This is a genomic window from Streptomyces purpureus (genome assembly GCF_014648195.1).
GTDB classification, from domain to species: Bacteria; Actinomycetota; Actinomycetes; order Streptomycetales; family Streptomycetaceae; genus Streptomyces; species Streptomyces purpureus.
Window position 1 is genome coordinate 189378 of record NZ_BMQQ01000003.1, and the last position, 16163, is coordinate 205540.

Sequence of the window (16163 nt, forward strand, 5' to 3'; positions counted from 1 at the left end):
GAAGGGCCGCACCCCTGGGTGCGGCCCTTCTGTCATGCCCGCCGTGGTGGGGATGTTTCACGTGAAACCCCCCATGGATGGCGTCAGCGGGTGGCGCCGGTGACGATCCAGTTCCCCGACCGGGTCCGGGCCCAGAGGGTGGCCATCCGGACGGTCATCATCAAGGTCATCGCCCACCACAGCGCGGTCAGTCCGCCGCCGAGCGCAGGGACCAGCAGAGCCACGGGGGCGAAGACGGCGAGCGTGAGCAGCATTGCCCAGGCGAGGTAGGGGCCGTCGCCCGCGCCCATCAGGACGCCGTCCAGGACGAACACCACACCTGCGATCGGCTGCGAGAGCGCCACGACCAGCAGGGCGGGCAGCAGGGTGTCATGCACGGTGGTGTCGCTGGTGAAGAGCGGGATGAAGAGGGGGCGGGCCAGCACGATCAGCGCCCCGAGCGCGACGCCGGACAGGATGCCCCACTGCACCATTCGGCGACAGACCTGCCGGGCGCCGTCGGCGTCGTCGGCTCCCAGGTAGCGCCCGATGATGGCTTGACCGGCTATGGCGATGGCATCGAGGGCGAAGGCCATCAGGCTCCAGAGCGACAGGATGATCTGGTGGGCGGCGACGTCCGTGTCGCCCAGGCGGGCCGCGACGGCGGTGGCGATCATCAGGACAGCGCGCAGGGAGAGCGTACGGACCAGGAGCGGGACGCCGGCCTGGGCGCTGGCCCGAATCCCGGCGGCGTCGGGCCGGAGGGAGGCGTGGTGCCGTCGGGCGCCGCGGACGACCACCACCAGGTAGGCGGCCGCCATGCCGAACTGGGCGATGACCGTGCCCCAGGCGGAACCCGCGATCCCGAGGCCCGCGCCGTAGACCAGGCCCACGTTGAGTGCGGCATTGGCGGCGAAGCCCGCGATGGCGACGTAGAGCGGCGTGCGGGTGTCCTGGAGTCCGCGCAGCACGCCGGTGGCGGCGAGAACCACCAGCATCGCCGGGATGCCGAGGCTGGAGATGCGCAGGTAGGTGATCGCGTAGGGGGTGGCGGTGTCGGAAGTGCCGAAGAGGTCGATCAGCCAGGGAGCGGTGGGCAGGGTGAAGGCGATGACGGCGACGCCCAGCAGGAGGGCGAGCCAGATGCCGTCCATGCCTTGGCGGATGGCCGCGGGGAGATCGCCGGCTCCGACACGGCGGGCGACGGCGGCGGTGGTGGCATACGCGAGGAAGACGAAGACGCTCACGGCGGTGGTCAGCAGGGCGGCCGCGACCGCGAGGCCGGCGAGCTGAGGGGTGCCGAGGTGGCCGACGATGGCGCTGTCGACCATCAGGAACAGAGGCTCGGCGACGAGGGCGCCGAAGGCCGGGACGGCGAGGGAGATGATCTCGCGGTCGTGTTGCCGGCGGACGGCCTTGGGGGTCGCGTGGGCCTGGGTCATGGGGTCAATCTAATCTTCCACAGGTAAGAGATGCAATGGCCCTGTGATCCTTACTCAGGGCTAGGGTGCAGCTTCGGGTGTGCGCCGTTTGTTCTGATCTTGGTCTGGTGGGGAAAGTTTTTCTCCCCCACAGCCGGTGGATGTGAAAACAGCAGGTCAGGGCCGCTCTGTCGAGTCGGCTATGAGTTTGTCCACATGGCTGTCCCCCGGTCCGTGCACAGGATCCGCAGGGTTCTCCACAGCATCTGGTCCTTCACCCACAGGCCCTGTGGATAACCAGATTGGCTGACGGTGCCCGCGGGCCTACCGTGGTCCGGCGCCCGACGCACCAGAAGCGGAGTAGAGCCTCTCGTTTTGTCAGAGCCGTGGCGTAAGAAAGAGTGGCACGGTGAGGTCCGCGGTGCGGACGGAGGAGGTGGCCGGGTGAGCATTCCCGAGCCCTTGGACGACCCCTGGGCCGACACCGGTCCGGGTGACCGTCTGCCCGTCACCCGGCAGCGGGGCGAGAGCCGTGGACGCGGGCGGGGCAGGGACGACCAGCACGACCGGGGCGGCGACGGCGGCCCCTGGGACACCGGCTCGGCCGGCTTCGAGCGGGTGCCCCCGCAGGACCTCGACGCCGAGCAGTCCGTGCTCGGCGGAATGCTGCTCTCCAAGGACGCCATCGCGGACGTCGTGGAGATCATCAAGGGCCATGACTTCTACCGTCCGGCGCACGAGACCGTCTTCCAGGCCATCCTCGACCTCTACGCGAAGGGCGAGCCGGCCGACCCCATCACCGTCGGCGCCGAGCTGACCAAGCGCGGCGAGATCACCCGCGTCGGCGGCGCCTCGTACCTCCACACGCTCGTGCAGTCGGTGCCCACCGCGGCGAACGCGGCGTACTACGCGGAGATCGTCCACGAGCGGGCGGTGCTGCGCCGGCTGGTCGAGGCCGGCACGAAGATCACGCAGATGGGATACGCCGCCGACGGGGACGTCGACGAGATCGTGAACTCGGCGCAGGCGGAGATCTACGCGGTCACCGAGCAGCGCACCAGCGAGGACTATCTGCCGCTCGGCGACATCATGGAGGGCGCCCTCGACGAGATCGAGGCGATCGGCTCCCGCAGTGGTGAGATGACGGGTGTGCCGACCGGGTTCACCGACTTCGACTCGCTGACCAACGGTCTGCACCCCGGCCAGATGATCGTCATCGCGGCCCGACCCGCCATGGGTAAGTCCACGCTGGCGCTGGACTTCGCCCGGGCGTGCTCGATCAAGCACAACCTGCCCAGCGTGATCTTCTCCCTCGAAATGGGCCGCAACGAGATCGCGATGCGCCTTCTGTCGGCCGAGGCCCGGGTGGCGCTGCACCATATGCGCTCCGGCACCATGACGGACGAGGACTGGACGCGGCTGGCCCGGCGTATGCCGGACGTCTCGCAGGCCCCCCTCTACATCGACGACTCGCCCAACCTGTCGATGATGGAGATCCGCGCCAAGTGCCGTCGCCTCAAGCAGCGGAACAATCTGAAGCTCGTCGTCATCGACTACCTCCAGCTGATGCAGTCCGGCGGCTCCAAGCGCGCCGAGAGCCGCCAGCAGGAGGTCTCGGACATGTCGCGAAACCTCAAGCTGCTCGCCAAGGAGCTGGAGCTCCCGGTGATCGCTCTGTCGCAGCTGAACCGTGGCCCCGAGCAGCGTACGGACAAGAAGCCGATGGTCTCCGACCTGCGTGAGTCCGGCTCGATCGAGCAGGACGCCGACATGGTCATCCTGCTCCACCGCGAGGACGCCTACGAGAAGGAGTCGCCGCGGGCCGGCGAGGCGGACCTGATCGTGGCCAAGCACCGAAACGGCCCGACGGCCACGATCACGGTCGCCTTCCAGGGCCACTACTCGCGCTTCGTGGACATGGCGCAGACCTGATCCGCCGGCCACCCAGGGGCGGGACGCGCGGGAAATGCGGTCGACGTGGCCAGGGGCCGCGTATAGACCTGGGGCATGACTTCTGAAGCACTCCTGCCGAGTACGGAACGTGCCCTGTTGCACCGCGTCGCCCTTGCCCAGTCGGAGGGTCGGGCTCCCTCTTTCGTCGGGGCGGTGGGGCGGGACGGGCGGACCGTCTGGGCGGGTTCGCGCAGTTGTGTCGAGGGACACGCGCCCGACGCGGACACCCAGTACCGGATCGGTTCGATCACCAAGGTCTTCACCGCCGTCCTCGTCATTCGGCTGCGTGACGAGGGACTGCTCGATCTGGACGATCCACTGGAGAAGCACCTGCCGGGCACCGGTGTCGGCGAGGTAACGATCGCTCAACTCCTCACGCACAGCGCGGGCCTGGCGGCCGAGACGCCGTCGCCCTGGTGGGAGCGCACCTCCGCGACGCTCCGGCCGACGCTGGACGCCGTCCTGGGGGAGCGGCCGCTGGTGCATCCCGTGGGGCGGCGGCACCACTACTCCAACCCTGGCTACACACTGCTCGGTTCGCTGGTGGAGGCGGTGCGCGGGCGGTCCTGGGAGGAGTCGCTGCGGAGCGAGATCCTGGAGCCGCTGGGCCTGCACCGTACGAGCGTGCAGCCGCAGGCCCCGCATGCCGGGGGCTGGGCCGTGCACCCGTGGGCCGATGTGATGCTTCCCGAGCCCTCCGAGGACCTGGGGCTGATGGCCCCGGCCGGGCAACTGTGGTCCACGGCCGACGACCTGTTGCGTTTCGCGCTCTTCCTCGCCGAGGGGGACGACCGGGTGCTCAGCGCACGCTCCCTTCAGGAGATGCGTACGCCCGCGTCGCCCGCCGAAGCCGGTACGTGGGACGGCACGTACGGGCTCGGGCTCCAGATCGTCGGTGGGGCGGGGCGGACCCTGGTCGGGCACAGCGGCTCGCTGCCCGGCTTTGTCGCCGGTCTCTGGGTGAGCGTGGAGGAGGGCGTGGCGGGCGTCGCGCTCGCCAACGCGACCTCGGGACCGATGGCCGCGGTGGTGGCCGCCGAGCTCCTGGGGATCGTCGCGGACGCGGAGCCGCGCCTCCCCGAGCCCTGGCGCCCGCTGTCTGAAGTCGATCCGGAGCTCTTGGCGCTCACCGGCCCTTGGTACTGGGGCACCTATGCCTACGGTCTGCGCCTGGCCGCAGACGGCGGTGTGGCCCTGGAGCCGCTGCGCGGCGCGGGCCGTAACGCCCGGTTCCAGGCGCGGCCTGACGGCACCTGGAGCGGCCTCGACGGGTACTTCGCGGGGGAGACGCTACGAGTGGTGCGAAGGGAGGACGGTTCCGTGAGCCATCTGGATCTGGGGTCGTTCGTCTTCACCCGGGAGCCCTACGAGCAGGGCGGGGCGGTGCCGGGCGGGGTCGACGAGGGCGGCTGGCGCGGTCTCTAGGAAGAGGCCGCAGCGCGACGGCGATGTTTCACGTGAAACAGGGCGCCAGGGGAGCGATCCCCCGGCGCCTGTCGTACGACGGCCGCCTTGAACGACGCTCAGAGAGCCAGCTTGAAGCCCACGTGCGAGGCCGTGAAACCGAGCCGCTCGTAGAAGCGCCGGGCGTCGGCGCGCGAGGCGTTGGACGTCAGCTGGACCAACTGGCAGTCCTGCTTGCGGGCTTCGTCGATGGCCCACTCGATGAGCTGGGTACCCAGTCCCCTGCCGCGTTCGTCGGCGTGGATCCTGACGCCTTCGATGAGCCCTCGCGTCGTGCCGCGGAGTGACAGTCCGGCGATGACGGTCAGCTGGAGAGTGCCGACGATGCGCCCGTCGCGCACGGCGACGACCAGATGCTGGTTCGGGTCCTGCGCCAGATGCGCGAAGGCGGTGAGGTACGGCGCGAGATCGTCCGGCGACTCACGCTGGGCGCCCAGGGCGTCGTCGGCCAGCATGGCCACGATCGCGGGTATGTCGTGGGCGGTCGCCGGCCTGATCTCAAGATCGCTCATGGGTCGCAGGCTACGCGGCCTGATCACGCCGGCACATGGAGGTCTTCGACAACCCTGACGAGCGGTGCCAGAGCGGGGTTCTTGGCCGCCTCGTCGAGGGCCTCGCGCAGGGCCGTGTCGTTGGTGGGACGGGCCTCCGCGAGCAGCCGCTGACCGGCCGCGGTGACGTCGGTGTAGATGCCGCGCCGGTCGGTGTCGCAGAGATAGCGCGTGAGCAGCCCGCGGTCCTCCAGTCGGGTCACCAGACGGGTGGTGGCGCTCTGGCTGAGCACGACGGCGTCCGCGACCTGCTTCATCTGAAGGTGGCCGCCCGGGCCGTTGTGCTGGCGGCTGAGGACGTCCAGGAGCGAGTACTCGCGCATGCTCAGCCCGTGCCGGGTCTCCAGCGCACGCTCGATGTGGCTCTCGATCTTCCCGTGGAGCAGAGAGAGTGCGCACCAGCCCTGGGAGAGGGCGGTGAGTGCCGGGTCTGTCGCTGTCATGGGTCTCTCCTCGGTCCGGAGCGGCTGGCATCCAGAATAGACGACCACCGCAATAGCCCGCGCTTGCAATTAATCGGCGCCTGCAATTATTGTGGACGCTCGTAAGGCGCTAGCGCAAACTCCTGGGAAGGTGTAACCCCATGCCACTCGCGCTCCTCGCCCTCGCCATCGGGGCCTTCGGGATCGGAACCACCGAGTTCGTGATCATGGGTCTACTCCCCGAGGTCGCCGGCGACTTCCACGTCTCGATCCCCACGGCCGGGTACCTGGTCACCGGCTACGCCCTCGGTGTCGTCCTCGGCGCTCCGCTGATGACCGTGCTCGGCACTCGCATCTCCCGCAAGCGGATGCTGATGCTGCTGATGGGGCTGTTCATCGCGGGCAACGTGCTCTCCGCACTGGCCCCGACTTTCGAGCTGATGCTGGCGGGACGCGTCGTCGCCTCGCTCGCCCACGGCGCCTTCTTCGGCATCGGTTCGGTCGTGGCGGCCGACCTGGTCGCCCCTGAGAAGAAGGCCGGCGCCATCGCGATGATGTTCACCGGCCTGACCGTCGCCAACGTCGTCGGCGTGCCGCTCGGCACCTTCATCGGCCAGACCGCCGGCTGGCGGGCAACCTTCACCATCGTGGCCGCGCTCGGCGTCCTGGGTCTGGTGGGCGTCGCCAAGCTGGTGCCCGAGCAGCCCAAGCCCGAGGGCGTACGGATCCGCCACGAGCTGGCCGCGTTCCGCAACATCCAGGTCCTGCTGGCCATGGCCATGACGGTGCTCGGCTTCGGCGGTGTCTTCGCCGCGATCACCTACATCACGCCGATGATGACCGACGCCGCCGGCTTCGCCGACTCCTCCGTCACCTGGCTGCTGGTCCTGTTCGGCCTCGGCATGGTCGGCGGCAACCTCGTCGGCGGAAAGTTCGCGGACCGCGCGCTGATGCCGATGCTGTACATCTCGCTCGGTGCCCTCGCCCTGGTCCTGGGGCTCTTCACGGTCACCGCCCACAACAAGATCGCCGCGGCCGTCACCATCACCCTCATCGGCGCCCTCGGCTTCGCGACCGTACCGCCGCTGCAGAAGCGCGTCCTCGACCAGGCCTCCGGCGCCCCGACCCTCGCCTCGGCCGTCAACATCGGCGCCTTCAACCTGGGCAACGCCCTGGCCGCATGGCTGGGTGGCATCGTCATCGCCGCCGGTCTCGGAATCACTGCCCCGAACTGGGTCGGAGCCGTGCTCGCAGCCTCGGCGCTCGCTCTCGCGGTGCTCTCCAGCGCGCTGGAGCGCCGTGACGTCCGCCGGGACAGCCGGATCGTGGCCGCAGGCGTCCCGGAGCCGGTGGCCGTGCCGGCCGGCCGCAGCTGATCCGGCCGGCGAAGGGCGTCAGCCCGCCGCGACCGTGAGAGGAGCGAAGCGGCGGGTCCAGTCCCCGGGCAGGCCGGGGACGCCATAGGTCATCACCGCGTTGAAGGCGATCGGATCCAGGCCGTTCGCCTTCAGCCATGCCAGCAGCTCTTCGTGGCGTACGTCGATGTCCGTGCGCAGAGGCCGGTCGGTGTGCGCGGCGAGGGAGGCGACCAGTGCTTGCGCAGTGGCGGTGTCCCGGGCGATCAAGGGGCCGACGACGTGGGTCTCCATATTGGGCCATGCCGCGGCGAAGCCGGTGATCTCGCCGCTGTCCTCGGCCACCCGGAGCTGGTCCGTGAAGGCGGGCAGGCGGGTCAGCACATGGGTCCGGTCGAGTCCGAAGACCTCGGCGTCCAGGCGCAGAAGGGCGGGAAGATCCTCCGCGGTGGCCGGTCGGGTGGTGACTGGGGGAGCGGCGGCCACGGCGGTGAAGCGCCCCTGGACCATCTCCGCTCGCCCTGTCACGACGAAGCCGAGCTGCTCGTAGAGCGGGCGCCCGGCCGGGGTGGCATGCAGGGTGAGGGGTGTGTGCCCCGCCTCGGCCATGGCATGGCGCATCAGGCGGCGGCCGATGCCCTGGCGGGCGTACCGTTCGGCGACCAGGACCATCCCGACGGCGCCCAGCCCGAGCCTGGCGTGTGCGCCCGCGCCGGGGCCGTACGACGTGAGGACACAGGCCGTCGCCAGGCCCTTGCCCGACGGGTCGCCGATGCCGTATCCGGTGCCGGCCGCGAGCAGCAGGCTCCACTTGTGTTCCTCGCGTGGCCAGCCGCGGTTCTCGGAGAGGTCGGCACAGGCGGTGAGATCTTCCAGCGTCAGCCGGCGGATGGGGAGCGACAGAGGGGAGGGAGCGTCGGGCAGCGGTGTCGGCATGGTCTTCAGGCTGTCGGACGGGAAGATCCCACGTCCACCCGATTTCGCCGGACGGGAGACGCCGAAGAGGCGCGCAGCCGACGCCCACGTCGCGTGAGCCCCCATGGCTTGAGCACGGAGATCGCCGTCATGAAGAGATAGGCGGCCGTGGCCACGCTGGGCGCGGCGAGCAGGCTGCTGTCGGGTACTCCGGCGGCTGCGGCGCGGTCGATCTCCGGCCGCAGGGAGAAGATCGTGGCGCCCGCGGTGATCACCGTGAGCCAGAACTTGATCCAGACCCAGCGGTGCCGGGCCAGTCCCCAGGGCGTGCCGAGCGCCAGTACCAGCCCGCTGACCAGCGTCGTCAGAGCCACGGGTGCAAGCAGCCAGTCGCCGAAAACCTTCATGGCGCGATAGGCCGCCTCCGTCAGGGAGGAGTCGCGGGTGGTGTACGCGGTGGTGCCGAGCGTCAGCAGGCCGAGAGTGAGGCCCAGCCAGCTCACGGAGACGGCGACATGGACGACGAGGAGGGCCCGGCGGACCGGGCGCTGGATTGGTTTCACGTGAAACACCGTCCCGTCCCGGCCGGTCATCCCGCGTCTGACGCCGGGAGTAAGTGCACGTACTAGCCTCGGCGTACATGGCGACCTCGCGCAGACTGCATCTCTTCGACCTCGACGGGACCCTGATCCGCGGCTCGGCGGCCGCAGTGGAGATCTCGCGCCAACTCGGCCTGAGCGAAGAGATCGCCGAGCTGGAGCGGAGCTTCCTGCTCAAGGGCCTGGCGCCGGCCGATTTCGCCGTCCAGGCAAGGGAGCTGTGGGCCGAGCTGACCGAGGCGCAGGTCGTGGCGGCCTTCGAGGGTGCTCCATGGCTGCACGGCATACGCGAAGTGTGGGCGGAGATCAGGGCGGGGGGCGACTACTGCGCGGTCATTTCGCTCTCCCCCGACTTCTTTGTGGAACGGCTTCTGGACTGGGGCGTTCATGCCGCCCATGGGTCCCGCTGGCCTGCGGTTCCGTTTACCGCACCGGTGGATCGGGAGGGCATTCTCAACGCCGCGGCCAAGGTGAAGATCGCGGACCGGCTCTGTGCAGAGTTCGGGGTGACTCTGGACGACTGCGTTGCATACGGTGATTCCATGTCCGACGCGGAGATTTTCGCGGCGGTCCCGCAGGCAGTGGCGGTGAATGCGGACCACCATCTGTCCGGACTCGCCACGTTTACCTATATGGGGGGCGATTTGCGCGAAGTCTATGAACTGGTGCGTGGGCACGGATAGTTCATAGGCCCCTTGGGACGGACATGCCTTCAGGGAGCCCAGGACAGGGGCGTGAGGGGATGCAGCCTAACCGGAATGCGGGCGTGAATGCCCGGGATCTCCGCTTTCTGTTCGGCGCGAGGGCCAAGCCTGGCATCCTTCGAAGACGACAGCCATGGGCACAGTCATCAACGGACCGACTGAAAGATGTTCGAGGCGAGGCACACGATGGACGCTCCGACCACCACGTCGGCCGACAGCGGCACTCTCGACGACGGCAACGACAGCGGAAGCACCGGTAATTCCGGCGGGGGTTGGTTCACCCCGCGGAAACCGCCCACGCCGGCCGGTACGACGCCTCCGGCGACGGCAGCGGGAGCCGAGGACCGCGCGCGGCCCGACGACCGGGAGACACCGCCCCGAATAGCCATGCCGCGCCGCCCCGTCACCGCCATACGGCCGGTGGGCAGCGGCGCGGACCGCATACCGCAGAGCCCCTGGCCTGCCTCTGCGCAGCCGGAGCCCCGACCGGAGCCTGAGCCGCAGTCCGAGGCAGAGGCCCACCCCATACCCCGCCCCCGGAGCGAATCCCGACCGGAGCCGAGGCCGGAGCCTCAACCGGAGCCGAAGGCAGAGCCGCGGCCCGAGCAGGGCTCCCCCGACGCGATCCTCGTCCGCCGCACCCTTGCCGAGGTCGCCCCCGTCGCGGACAAGGTCACCTCGTACTTCTACGCGTTGCTCTTCGTCCGCCATCCCGAGCTGCGGTCCCTCTTCCCCGCCGCCATGGACGCCCAGCGCGACCGGCTCCTCAAGGCGCTGCTGACCGCCGCCGAGCACATGGACAACCCCGCCGTGCTCACGGACTACCTGCGGCACCTGGGCCGGGGCCACCGCAAGTACGGCACCCAGGCCTCGCACTATCCCGCCGTCGGCGAGGCCCTGATCGGCGCGCTGACCCGGTACGCGACGACCACCTGGGACGAGGAGAGCGAGGCCGCCTGGGTCCGCACGTACACGACCATCTCGCAGATCATGATCGACGCTGCCGCGGAGAACGAGCTGACCGCTCCGGCGTGGTGGCATGCGGAGGTGGTGTCGCACGATCTGCGGACCCCGGACATCGCGGTGGTCACCGTCCGGCCCGACCAGCCGTACCCCTTCCTCGCCGGGCAGTACACCTCCCTGGAAACGCCCTGGTGGCCCCGGGTCTGGCGGCACTACTCCTTCGCGTCGGCGCCCCGCCCGGACGGACTTCTCTCCTTCCACGTCAAGGCCGTCCCGGCCGGCTGGGTCTCCAACGCCCTGGTGCATCACGCCCGCCCCGGTGACGTACTGCGGCTCGGCCCGCCCGCCGGGTCGATGACCGTCGACCACTCCACCGACAACGGTCTGCTCTGTCTGGGCGGCGGCACGGGCATCGCGCCGATCAAGGCGCTCGTGGAGGATGTCGCCCAGCACGGCGAGCGGCGCGCGGTCGAAGTGTTCTACGGCGCGCGCAGCGACCACGACCTCTATGACATCGACACCATGCTCCGGCTCCAGCAGGCCCACCCCTGGCTCGCCGTGCGGACGATCGTCGACGACCGCGCGCACCGGTCTCTGCTGCTTCCGGACGCGGTGCGGGAGTACGGGCCGTGGGACGAGTTCGACGCCTATCTCTCCGGGCCGGTGGGCATGATCCGCAGCGGTGTCGACGCGCTCCGAGGCATCGGTATCCCCTCCGACCGGATCCGCCACGACTCCCTCGAAGAGCTGGTGGCGGCCGCCGACTAGCGGCGCGCCGTATCAGAGCAGGTCGGTCATCAGCCCAGGTCGGGCGCGTGCATCGCACGGACGCCCTCGATGTTGCCGTCCAGGTAGTGGCGCAGTGACAACGGGACGAGATGGACGGCGGCGATGCCGACACGGCTGAACGGCACCCGGACGATCTCGTACTCCCCACAGGGCTCGTCGACCTCGGGGCCGTGACGCTGGGCGGGGTCCATCGACTCCAGGCGGCAGACGAAGAAGTGCTGCACCTTCACGCCGGAAACACCGCCGTCGACGATGTGCTCGACGGTGTCGACGAAGCAGGGCACCACATCGCTGATCTTCGCCCCGAGCTCCTCGTGCACTTCGCGGTGGAGGGCGTCGACGACGGTGGCGTCCCCCGGCTCGACCCCGCCGCCGGGGGTCAGCCAGTACGGATCGACTCCGGGCTTGGTCCGCTTGATCAGGATGAGGTCGTCGCCGTCGAGCAGGATGGCACGGGCGGTGCGCTTGACCACTGGACGTTCGGTCATGGCATGAAAATGGCCCGTGGAAGGCCCTCTGAAACCCCTGGGAACCTTCCCGGTCGGTGTCTCACCAGTCGGCGGCCGCCCGCAGCAGCCAGTCGTGCGCCCGTGCGATGTGGGGCAGGGCGAGTGTCCCGGTGCGTACGACCAGGAAATAGGTGCGCAGCGGAGGGACGGGAGGGTCGAGGAGGGCCACCACACGTCCCTGCTCAAGGGCCTCCTCGCACAGATAGCGGGGCAGAACGGCGAGCCCGGCGCCCGAGGCGGCGGATTCCAGGACGGCGCGCAGGTCGGGCGCGATGACCGTGGCGGCCGCCGCGCATCTGGACTCGAAGACCGCTGCCCAGTAGCGGGCCACGAACGGCAGCGACTCATTCACCTCGACGACCGGCAGCTGGTCCAGGACGACGGCGCCCTTACGCAGCAGGACACCGGGCCCGAGGCGGGCCGCCCAGCGCGGCGAGGCGACCAGCAGATGCTCCTCGTCGCAGAGCGGGGTGGCGGTCAGCAGTCCCCCGCGGGGGCGGGTGGTGGCGATGGCCAGGTCGTGGTGGCCGGCGGCGAGACCCTCCAAGGCCTCCTCGGCGTTGCCGATGAGGGACGTGCGCAGGGCGAGCCCCTGGGAGGTCAGTGGGGTCAGGGCGGGCAGGGCGCGCAGGGAGGTGAACTCGGGCGGTCCGGCGAGATGGAGCGTACGGATGCCGCTCTCCTCGTCGAGACCGGTCTCCGCGATCTCCACCAGGGCGTCCAGGTGCGGGGCGGCCCGGTGGGCGAGTTCGTCGCCGATGGTGGTGGGGGTGACGCCGCGGGCCCGGCGCAGGAACAGGGGGCGGCCCAACTGGCGTTCGAGGGTGCGGATCTGGCTGGTGACGGCCGGCTGGGAGAGACCGAGAAGGGCGGCGGCCCGGGTGAAGGAGCCCGCTCGGTGCACCGTGACGAATGTGCGCAGCAGGGACAGATCCATGCCCGCCCCTCTCCTGGCTCCACGGTCCGGCCCCGGCTCCACGGTCCAAGGTCCAACGGCTGACGCCGACTCAGGACCGTCCAACTATAAATAAGTCGATAGGTCTCTGTCGCTACCGTGATTGGACACTGACGCTGAGTCAACTAGCCTTGTTCACGCGGTCTTCCACCGCGCGGAACCGGGCGGTCCGAGCCACGAGGGGGGAGGCTCGGACCGCCCTTTCGAGCCTACTTGTCGCTTTCAGCCGCCTCGTCGAGGGCGCGCAGGACGTCCGCCACCAGGTCCTGCGGGTCCTCCGCGCCGACCGAGAAGCGGATGAATCCTTCCGGCACGGCGTCACCGCCCCAGCGCCCACGGCGTTCCGCCGTGGAGCGCACACCGCCGAAGCTGGTCGCGTCGTCCACCAGCCGCAATGCGGCGAGGAACCGCTCGGCCCGGTCGCGGTCCGGCAGGACGAAGGAGACCACGGACCCGAAGCGCCGCATCTGCCGCGACGCCACGGGATGGGACGGGTCGTCAGGCAGGCCGGGGTGGCGCAGCCCGGTGACGTCCGCGCGGCCGCGCAGCGCCTCGGCGAGGGTGAGGGCGGTGGCGCACTGCCGGTCCACCCGCAGGGCGAGGGTTGCCAGCGACCGGTGGGCGAGCCAGGCCTCCATCGGTCCGGGGATGGCTCCGGCGATCTTGCGCCAGCGCCGTACCTCGGCCATCCGCAGCGGGTCCCGTCCGCTGACATGACCGAGCAGGATGTCCCCGTGACCCGTCAGCCCCTTGGTGTCGCTGGCGACGGAGAAGTCGGCGCCGAGCTCCAGGGGCCGCTGGCCGAGGGAGGTGGCCAGGGTGTTGTCGACCGCCACCAGGGCGCCGGCGTCGTGCGCCGCGTCGGTCAGCCGCCGGATGTCGCAGACGTCGAGACCCGGGTTGGACGGGGTCTCGAGCCACAGCAGGCGGGCGCCGTCGAGGACGGAGAGCTGGGCGTCGTCGCCGGTCGGAGCGGTGCGGACCTCCACTCCGTACGCCTCCAGACGCTCGCGCGCCAGCGGCAGCGCCTGGTAGCCGTCGGAGGGGAGGACGACCGCGTCGCCCGCGCGGAGCTGGGAGAAGAGGACCGCGGAGATCGCGGCCATGCCGGAGGCGAAGGCGACCGTCTCGACGGGCTCCCCCGGTCTGGTGGCGGGTGCCTCGAGTTCGCCGATGGCCTGTTCCAGGAGGGTCCAGGTCGGGTTCTCGTCGCGGCCGTAGGTGTACGGGCCGGTGGGGTCGCCGGGCAGGTGGTAGTGGGCGGCGAAGACCGGGCCGGGGAGGGTGGGGGCGTACTTCTCGGGGTCGGGCAGGCCCGCCCGTACCGCGCGGGTGCCGTCACCGATGGCCATGGTCAGTCCTTGCCGTCGGGGAGGATGACGTTCAGGGCCCACGACACGATCGAGATGATCAGACCGCCGAGCACCGCCGTCCAGAAGCCCTCGACATGGAAGCTCAGTTCCAGCTTGTCGGCGAGCCAGGAGGTGAGCAGCAGCATCAGGGCGTTGACCACCAGCGTGATCAGTCCGAGCGTGAGAATGAACAGCGGCAGCGTGAGCAGCTTCACGACCGGCTTGACGAGGAAGTTCACCACGCCGAAAACCAGCGCCACAAGAATGAGCGTCAGGGCCTGCTTGCCGGTGTTCTCGCCGGTGAGGGTGATGTCTGGGACCAGCCAGATCGCGACCGCCAGGGCACCCGCGTTCGCGATCGTCTTGACTACAAAATTCTTCATGTGTCTGATCGTGGCAGACATGATCGGGCCGAGCGCAGGGGCGGACGGACGAAAAATGAAGGCATTCCGACTGGACGAGCTGGAGGCGGAGCGCGCCGCGAACGAGGGCGCGTATCTGCAGTTCCTGCGCGAGCGCCATATGTCGGTGGGGCTTTACGCGCTGAACGCGGGCGAGCTCGATCCGCAGCAGCCGCACAACGAGGACGAGGTGTACTTCGTGGTCAGCGGCCGGGCGTCGATCACGGTGGGGACGGAGACACAGCAGGTCGGCCGGGGCAGCGTGGTGTACGTGCCGGCCGGGGTGCCGCACAAGTTCCACCATGTCACCGAGGACCTGCGGGTGATGGTGGTCTTCTCGCCGCCCGAGAGCTGACGCTCACCCGCTGCCGGTTGGAGTCCCGGTGGTGGGGGTTGTACCCCGGGAATCCCTAGGGGTTCGTTCAGGGGAGAGCAAGGGCTCCGAGCCGCCCGGAGCCCCCTGGCCGCCCCTAGCATCGAGGGTGTTCGGTGCGGAAGGCGCCGGGCGGACGCGCATGACTCATGGAGACGAGGTAAGGACCATGGCGGTGAAGGAGATTCTCGCGGGGATGCCCTGGTGGGTGAAGTGGGTGGCCATACCCCTCATCGCGGTGATGGTGTTCGGCGGAATGATCGTCAGCGTCGTCGGATTCTTCATCGGGCTCCTCTTCAAGGTCCTGGTCTTCGCGGCCTTGGTCGGCGGTCTCATTTACGTCGTACGGAAGTTCATGTCGTCGTCCACCTCACGCGGCGACTGGTGACGCGATCTCCTGGCTCCGCCGGGGCCAGGAGAGGCGTTAGCCCGGCCGGGGGAACGCCCCAGAAGAAACCGGTGCGGCCCTAGGGCGCTGCCATACAGTGGAAAACCGCTGGCGCCCGGGTGAAACAGGCATCGAAATAGAGCCCTGACCTGCGGTTGTACGACGATCCTGGCGGGTCCTCCTGTGGACCACACCAAGCGGCCGGCGCGCGGGGGAGGCCCCCGCGGGCGGGTGAATCATCACCCGTCGAAACGCCTGGGGGTGACCTTTGGCCACGGCTCAACAGACCGCTGCCCCTACCCTGATCGGCTCGGTGCAGCGTGCCCTGAGACTCCTGGAAGCCGTGGGCTCCCATGAGGACGGGGCCCCCGCCAAACAGCTCGCGCGCGAGGCGGGAGTCGCGCTTCCCACCGCGTACCACCTGCTTCGCACCCTGACTCATGAGGGCTATCTGCGCCGTGAGAAGGGTGTGTTCGTCTTTGGCGACGCGGCCGGTCGTCTGGCGGGCGGCGGAGCACTGCAGAATCGTCGCACCAAGATCGAGGACTCGCTGTCGCACTGGCGGGACGCGATCGGTGTCCCGGTCTATTTCGCCATCTACCGCGAGGGCGAGATCGAGCTCGTCGCCGTCGCGGACACCCCCGCCGCCCCCGCGGTCGACGAGTGGGCCGACTTCCGCGAGACCGGACACGCCCATGCGATCGGTCAGTGCCTGCTCAGTCAACTCGACGAGAAAAGCCGTCAAGACCACCTTGACCGCCATCCGGTGGAAGCCATCACGCCATATACGGTGCGTAACCGCCGGATGCTTCTGGAACGTTTGGGCGGTACGGGGCGGATGGAGCCCCTGGTGGAGCGTCAGGAATATGCGCTCGGCACGGTCTGTGCCGCGATTCCCATTACTGCGGGCTCCACAGCGGCCGCGATGGCGATTTCCCTTCCTCTCCACCAGCAGCACCGGTTGCTGCCTGCAGTTGAGCAGCTACGCAACGAAATCGGAAGACTCTTCAGCTCGCTCGCCTTCTCTATCAGTATCTGAAAAATCACTCCTTGTGATCTGTTAGTGGGTG

17 protein-coding genes are annotated in these 16163 nt (G+C 69.5%); 8 read left to right on the forward strand and 9 right to left on the reverse strand.

Annotation, left to right across the window (positions count from 1 at the left end; genetic code table 11):
• Positions 1 to 83 precede the first annotated feature (83 nt).
• A complete protein-coding gene (locus IEZ01_RS06380; protein ID WP_019887821.1) occupies positions 84 to 1421 on the reverse strand; it encodes an MATE family efflux transporter in 1338 nt (445 codons plus the stop codon).
• 423 nt (positions 1422 to 1844) lie between these two features.
• On the opposite strand from IEZ01_RS06380, the gene dnaB reads away from it, so the two are divergent.
• Both dnaB and IEZ01_RS06390 read left to right on the forward strand, forming a co-directional pair.
• Complete coding sequence (gene dnaB, locus IEZ01_RS06385; RefSeq protein ID WP_078513343.1) at positions 1845 to 3332, forward strand: replicative DNA helicase; 1488 nt, start codon at positions 1845 to 1847, stop codon at positions 3330 to 3332.
• Between the two features lie 75 nt (positions 3333 to 3407).
• Positions 3408 to 4778, forward strand: coding sequence for a serine hydrolase domain-containing protein (locus tag IEZ01_RS06390; RefSeq protein WP_189200375.1), 1371 nt, complete (start codon positions 3408 to 3410; stop codon positions 4776 to 4778).
• Positions 4779 to 4876: 98 nt separating this feature from the next.
• Here IEZ01_RS06390 and IEZ01_RS06395 read toward each other — a convergent pair whose 3' ends face one another.
• Together IEZ01_RS06395 and IEZ01_RS06400 are read right to left on the reverse strand one after the other, a co-directional pair.
• Positions 4877 to 5329: a GNAT family N-acetyltransferase gene (locus tag IEZ01_RS06395; protein ID WP_189200377.1), complete on the reverse strand. Its 453-nt coding sequence runs from the start codon at positions 5327 to 5329 to the stop codon at positions 4877 to 4879.
• A 23-nt stretch (positions 5330 to 5352) separates the two neighbouring features.
• Positions 5353 to 5811 carry a MarR family winged helix-turn-helix transcriptional regulator gene (locus IEZ01_RS06400; protein ID WP_019887818.1) on the reverse strand — a complete coding sequence of 153 codons (459 nt, stop codon included), beginning with the start codon at positions 5809 to 5811 and terminating at the stop codon, positions 5353 to 5355.
• Positions 5812 to 5951: 140 nt separating this feature from the next.
• Between IEZ01_RS06400 and IEZ01_RS06405 the strand changes: the two genes are divergently transcribed.
• On the forward strand, positions 5952 to 7166 hold the full coding sequence (locus tag IEZ01_RS06405) for an MFS transporter (protein ID WP_189200379.1): 1215 nt from the start codon (positions 5952 to 5954) through the stop codon (positions 7164 to 7166).
• An 18-nt stretch (positions 7167 to 7184) separates the two neighbouring features.
• Here IEZ01_RS06405 and IEZ01_RS06410 read toward each other — a convergent pair whose 3' ends face one another.
• Positions 7185 to 8081 (reverse strand): GNAT family N-acetyltransferase, encoded by an 897-nt coding sequence (locus IEZ01_RS06410; RefSeq protein ID WP_189200381.1) that lies wholly within the window; start codon positions 8079 to 8081, stop codon positions 7185 to 7187.
• A 5-nt stretch (positions 8082 to 8086) separates the two neighbouring features.
• Positions 8087 to 8623: a hypothetical protein gene (locus IEZ01_RS06415; protein WP_019887815.1), complete on the reverse strand. Its 537-nt coding sequence runs from the start codon at positions 8621 to 8623 to the stop codon at positions 8087 to 8089.
• Positions 8624 to 8700: 77 nt separating this feature from the next.
• On the opposite strand from IEZ01_RS06415, the gene IEZ01_RS06420 reads away from it, so the two are divergent.
• Both IEZ01_RS06420 and IEZ01_RS06425 read left to right on the forward strand, forming a co-directional pair.
• Complete coding sequence (locus IEZ01_RS06420) at positions 8701 to 9342, forward strand: HAD family hydrolase (RefSeq protein WP_028797743.1); 642 nt, start codon at positions 8701 to 8703, stop codon at positions 9340 to 9342.
• 207 nt (positions 9343 to 9549) lie between these two features.
• Entirely contained in the window at positions 9550 to 11094 is a 1545-nt protein-coding gene (locus IEZ01_RS06425; RefSeq protein ID WP_189200383.1) for a globin domain-containing protein, read from the forward strand.
• A 29-nt stretch (positions 11095 to 11123) separates the two neighbouring features.
• Here IEZ01_RS06425 and IEZ01_RS06430 read toward each other — a convergent pair whose 3' ends face one another.
• The 4 genes from IEZ01_RS06430 to IEZ01_RS06445 form a co-directional block, all read right to left on the reverse strand.
• Entirely contained in the window at positions 11124 to 11603 is a 480-nt protein-coding gene (locus IEZ01_RS06430) for an NUDIX domain-containing protein (protein WP_028797741.1), read from the reverse strand.
• A 61-nt stretch (positions 11604 to 11664) separates the two neighbouring features.
• On the reverse strand, positions 11665 to 12561 hold the full coding sequence (locus IEZ01_RS06435; RefSeq protein ID WP_189200385.1) for a LysR family transcriptional regulator: 897 nt from the start codon (positions 12559 to 12561) through the stop codon (positions 11665 to 11667).
• 227 nt (positions 12562 to 12788) lie between these two features.
• Positions 12789 to 13931: a cystathionine gamma-lyase gene (locus IEZ01_RS06440; protein ID WP_189200387.1), complete on the reverse strand. Its 1143-nt coding sequence runs from the start codon at positions 13929 to 13931 to the stop codon at positions 12789 to 12791.
• A gap of 2 nt (positions 13932 to 13933) precedes the next feature.
• A complete protein-coding gene (locus IEZ01_RS06445) occupies positions 13934 to 14314 on the reverse strand; it encodes a phage holin family protein (protein WP_019887809.1) in 381 nt (126 codons plus the stop codon).
• 55 nt (positions 14315 to 14369) lie between these two features.
• Here IEZ01_RS06445 and IEZ01_RS06450 point away from each other — a divergent pair, with 55 nt between their 5' ends.
• The 3 genes from IEZ01_RS06450 (at position 14370) to IEZ01_RS06460 (ending at position 16132) form a co-directional block, all read left to right on the forward strand.
• The gene (locus tag IEZ01_RS06450; RefSeq protein WP_019887808.1) at positions 14370 to 14687 is read left to right on the forward strand and encodes a cupin domain-containing protein; all 318 of its coding nucleotides are present in this window, start codon (positions 14370 to 14372) and stop codon (positions 14685 to 14687) included.
• A gap of 193 nt (positions 14688 to 14880) precedes the next feature.
• The gene (locus tag IEZ01_RS06455) at positions 14881 to 15093 is read left to right on the forward strand and encodes a DUF5326 family protein (RefSeq protein ID WP_028797740.1); all 213 of its coding nucleotides are present in this window, start codon (positions 14881 to 14883) and stop codon (positions 15091 to 15093) included.
• Positions 15094 to 15361: 268 nt separating this feature from the next.
• Positions 15362 to 16132 (forward strand): IclR family transcriptional regulator, encoded by a 771-nt coding sequence (locus IEZ01_RS06460; RefSeq protein WP_078513342.1) that lies wholly within the window; start codon positions 15362 to 15364, stop codon positions 16130 to 16132.
• Positions 16133 to 16163: the final 31 nt, after the last annotated feature.

Excerpts from the sequence above, each read along its gene's own strand:
- IEZ01_RS06440 (WP_189200387.1), bottom strand. The coding sequence starts at position 13,931 with ATGGCCATCGGTGACGGCACCCGCGCGGTACGGGCGGGCCTGCCCGAC.
- IEZ01_RS06450 (WP_019887808.1), top strand. The coding sequence starts at position 14,370 with ATGAAGGCATTCCGACTGGACGAGCTGGAGGCGGAGCGCGCCGCGAAC.
- IEZ01_RS06410 (WP_189200381.1), bottom strand. The coding sequence starts at position 8,081 with ATGCCGACACCGCTGCCCGACGCTCCCTCCCCTCTGTCGCTCCCCATC.
- IEZ01_RS06400 (WP_019887818.1), bottom strand. The coding sequence starts at position 5,811 with ATGACAGCGACAGACCCGGCACTCACCGCCCTCTCCCAGGGCTGGTGC.
- IEZ01_RS06430 (WP_028797741.1), bottom strand. The coding sequence starts at position 11,603 with ATGACCGAACGTCCAGTGGTCAAGCGCACCGCCCGTGCCATCCTGCTC.
- IEZ01_RS06395 (WP_189200377.1), bottom strand. The coding sequence starts at position 5,329 with ATGAGCGATCTTGAGATCAGGCCGGCGACCGCCCACGACATACCCGCG.
- IEZ01_RS06445 (WP_019887809.1), bottom strand. The coding sequence starts at position 14,314 with ATGAAGAATTTTGTAGTCAAGACGATCGCGAACGCGGGTGCCCTGGCG.
- IEZ01_RS06420 (WP_028797743.1), top strand. The coding sequence starts at position 8,701 with ATGGCGACCTCGCGCAGACTGCATCTCTTCGACCTCGACGGGACCCTG.
- IEZ01_RS06380 (WP_019887821.1), bottom strand. The coding sequence starts at position 1,421 with ATGACCCAGGCCCACGCGACCCCCAAGGCCGTCCGCCGGCAACACGAC.
- IEZ01_RS06390 (WP_189200375.1), top strand. The coding sequence starts at position 3,408 with ATGACTTCTGAAGCACTCCTGCCGAGTACGGAACGTGCCCTGTTGCAC.
- IEZ01_RS06435 (WP_189200385.1), bottom strand. The coding sequence starts at position 12,561 with ATGGATCTGTCCCTGCTGCGCACATTCGTCACGGTGCACCGAGCGGGC.
- IEZ01_RS06425 (WP_189200383.1), top strand. The coding sequence starts at position 9,550 with ATGGACGCTCCGACCACCACGTCGGCCGACAGCGGCACTCTCGACGAC.
- IEZ01_RS06405 (WP_189200379.1), top strand. The coding sequence starts at position 5,952 with ATGCCACTCGCGCTCCTCGCCCTCGCCATCGGGGCCTTCGGGATCGGA.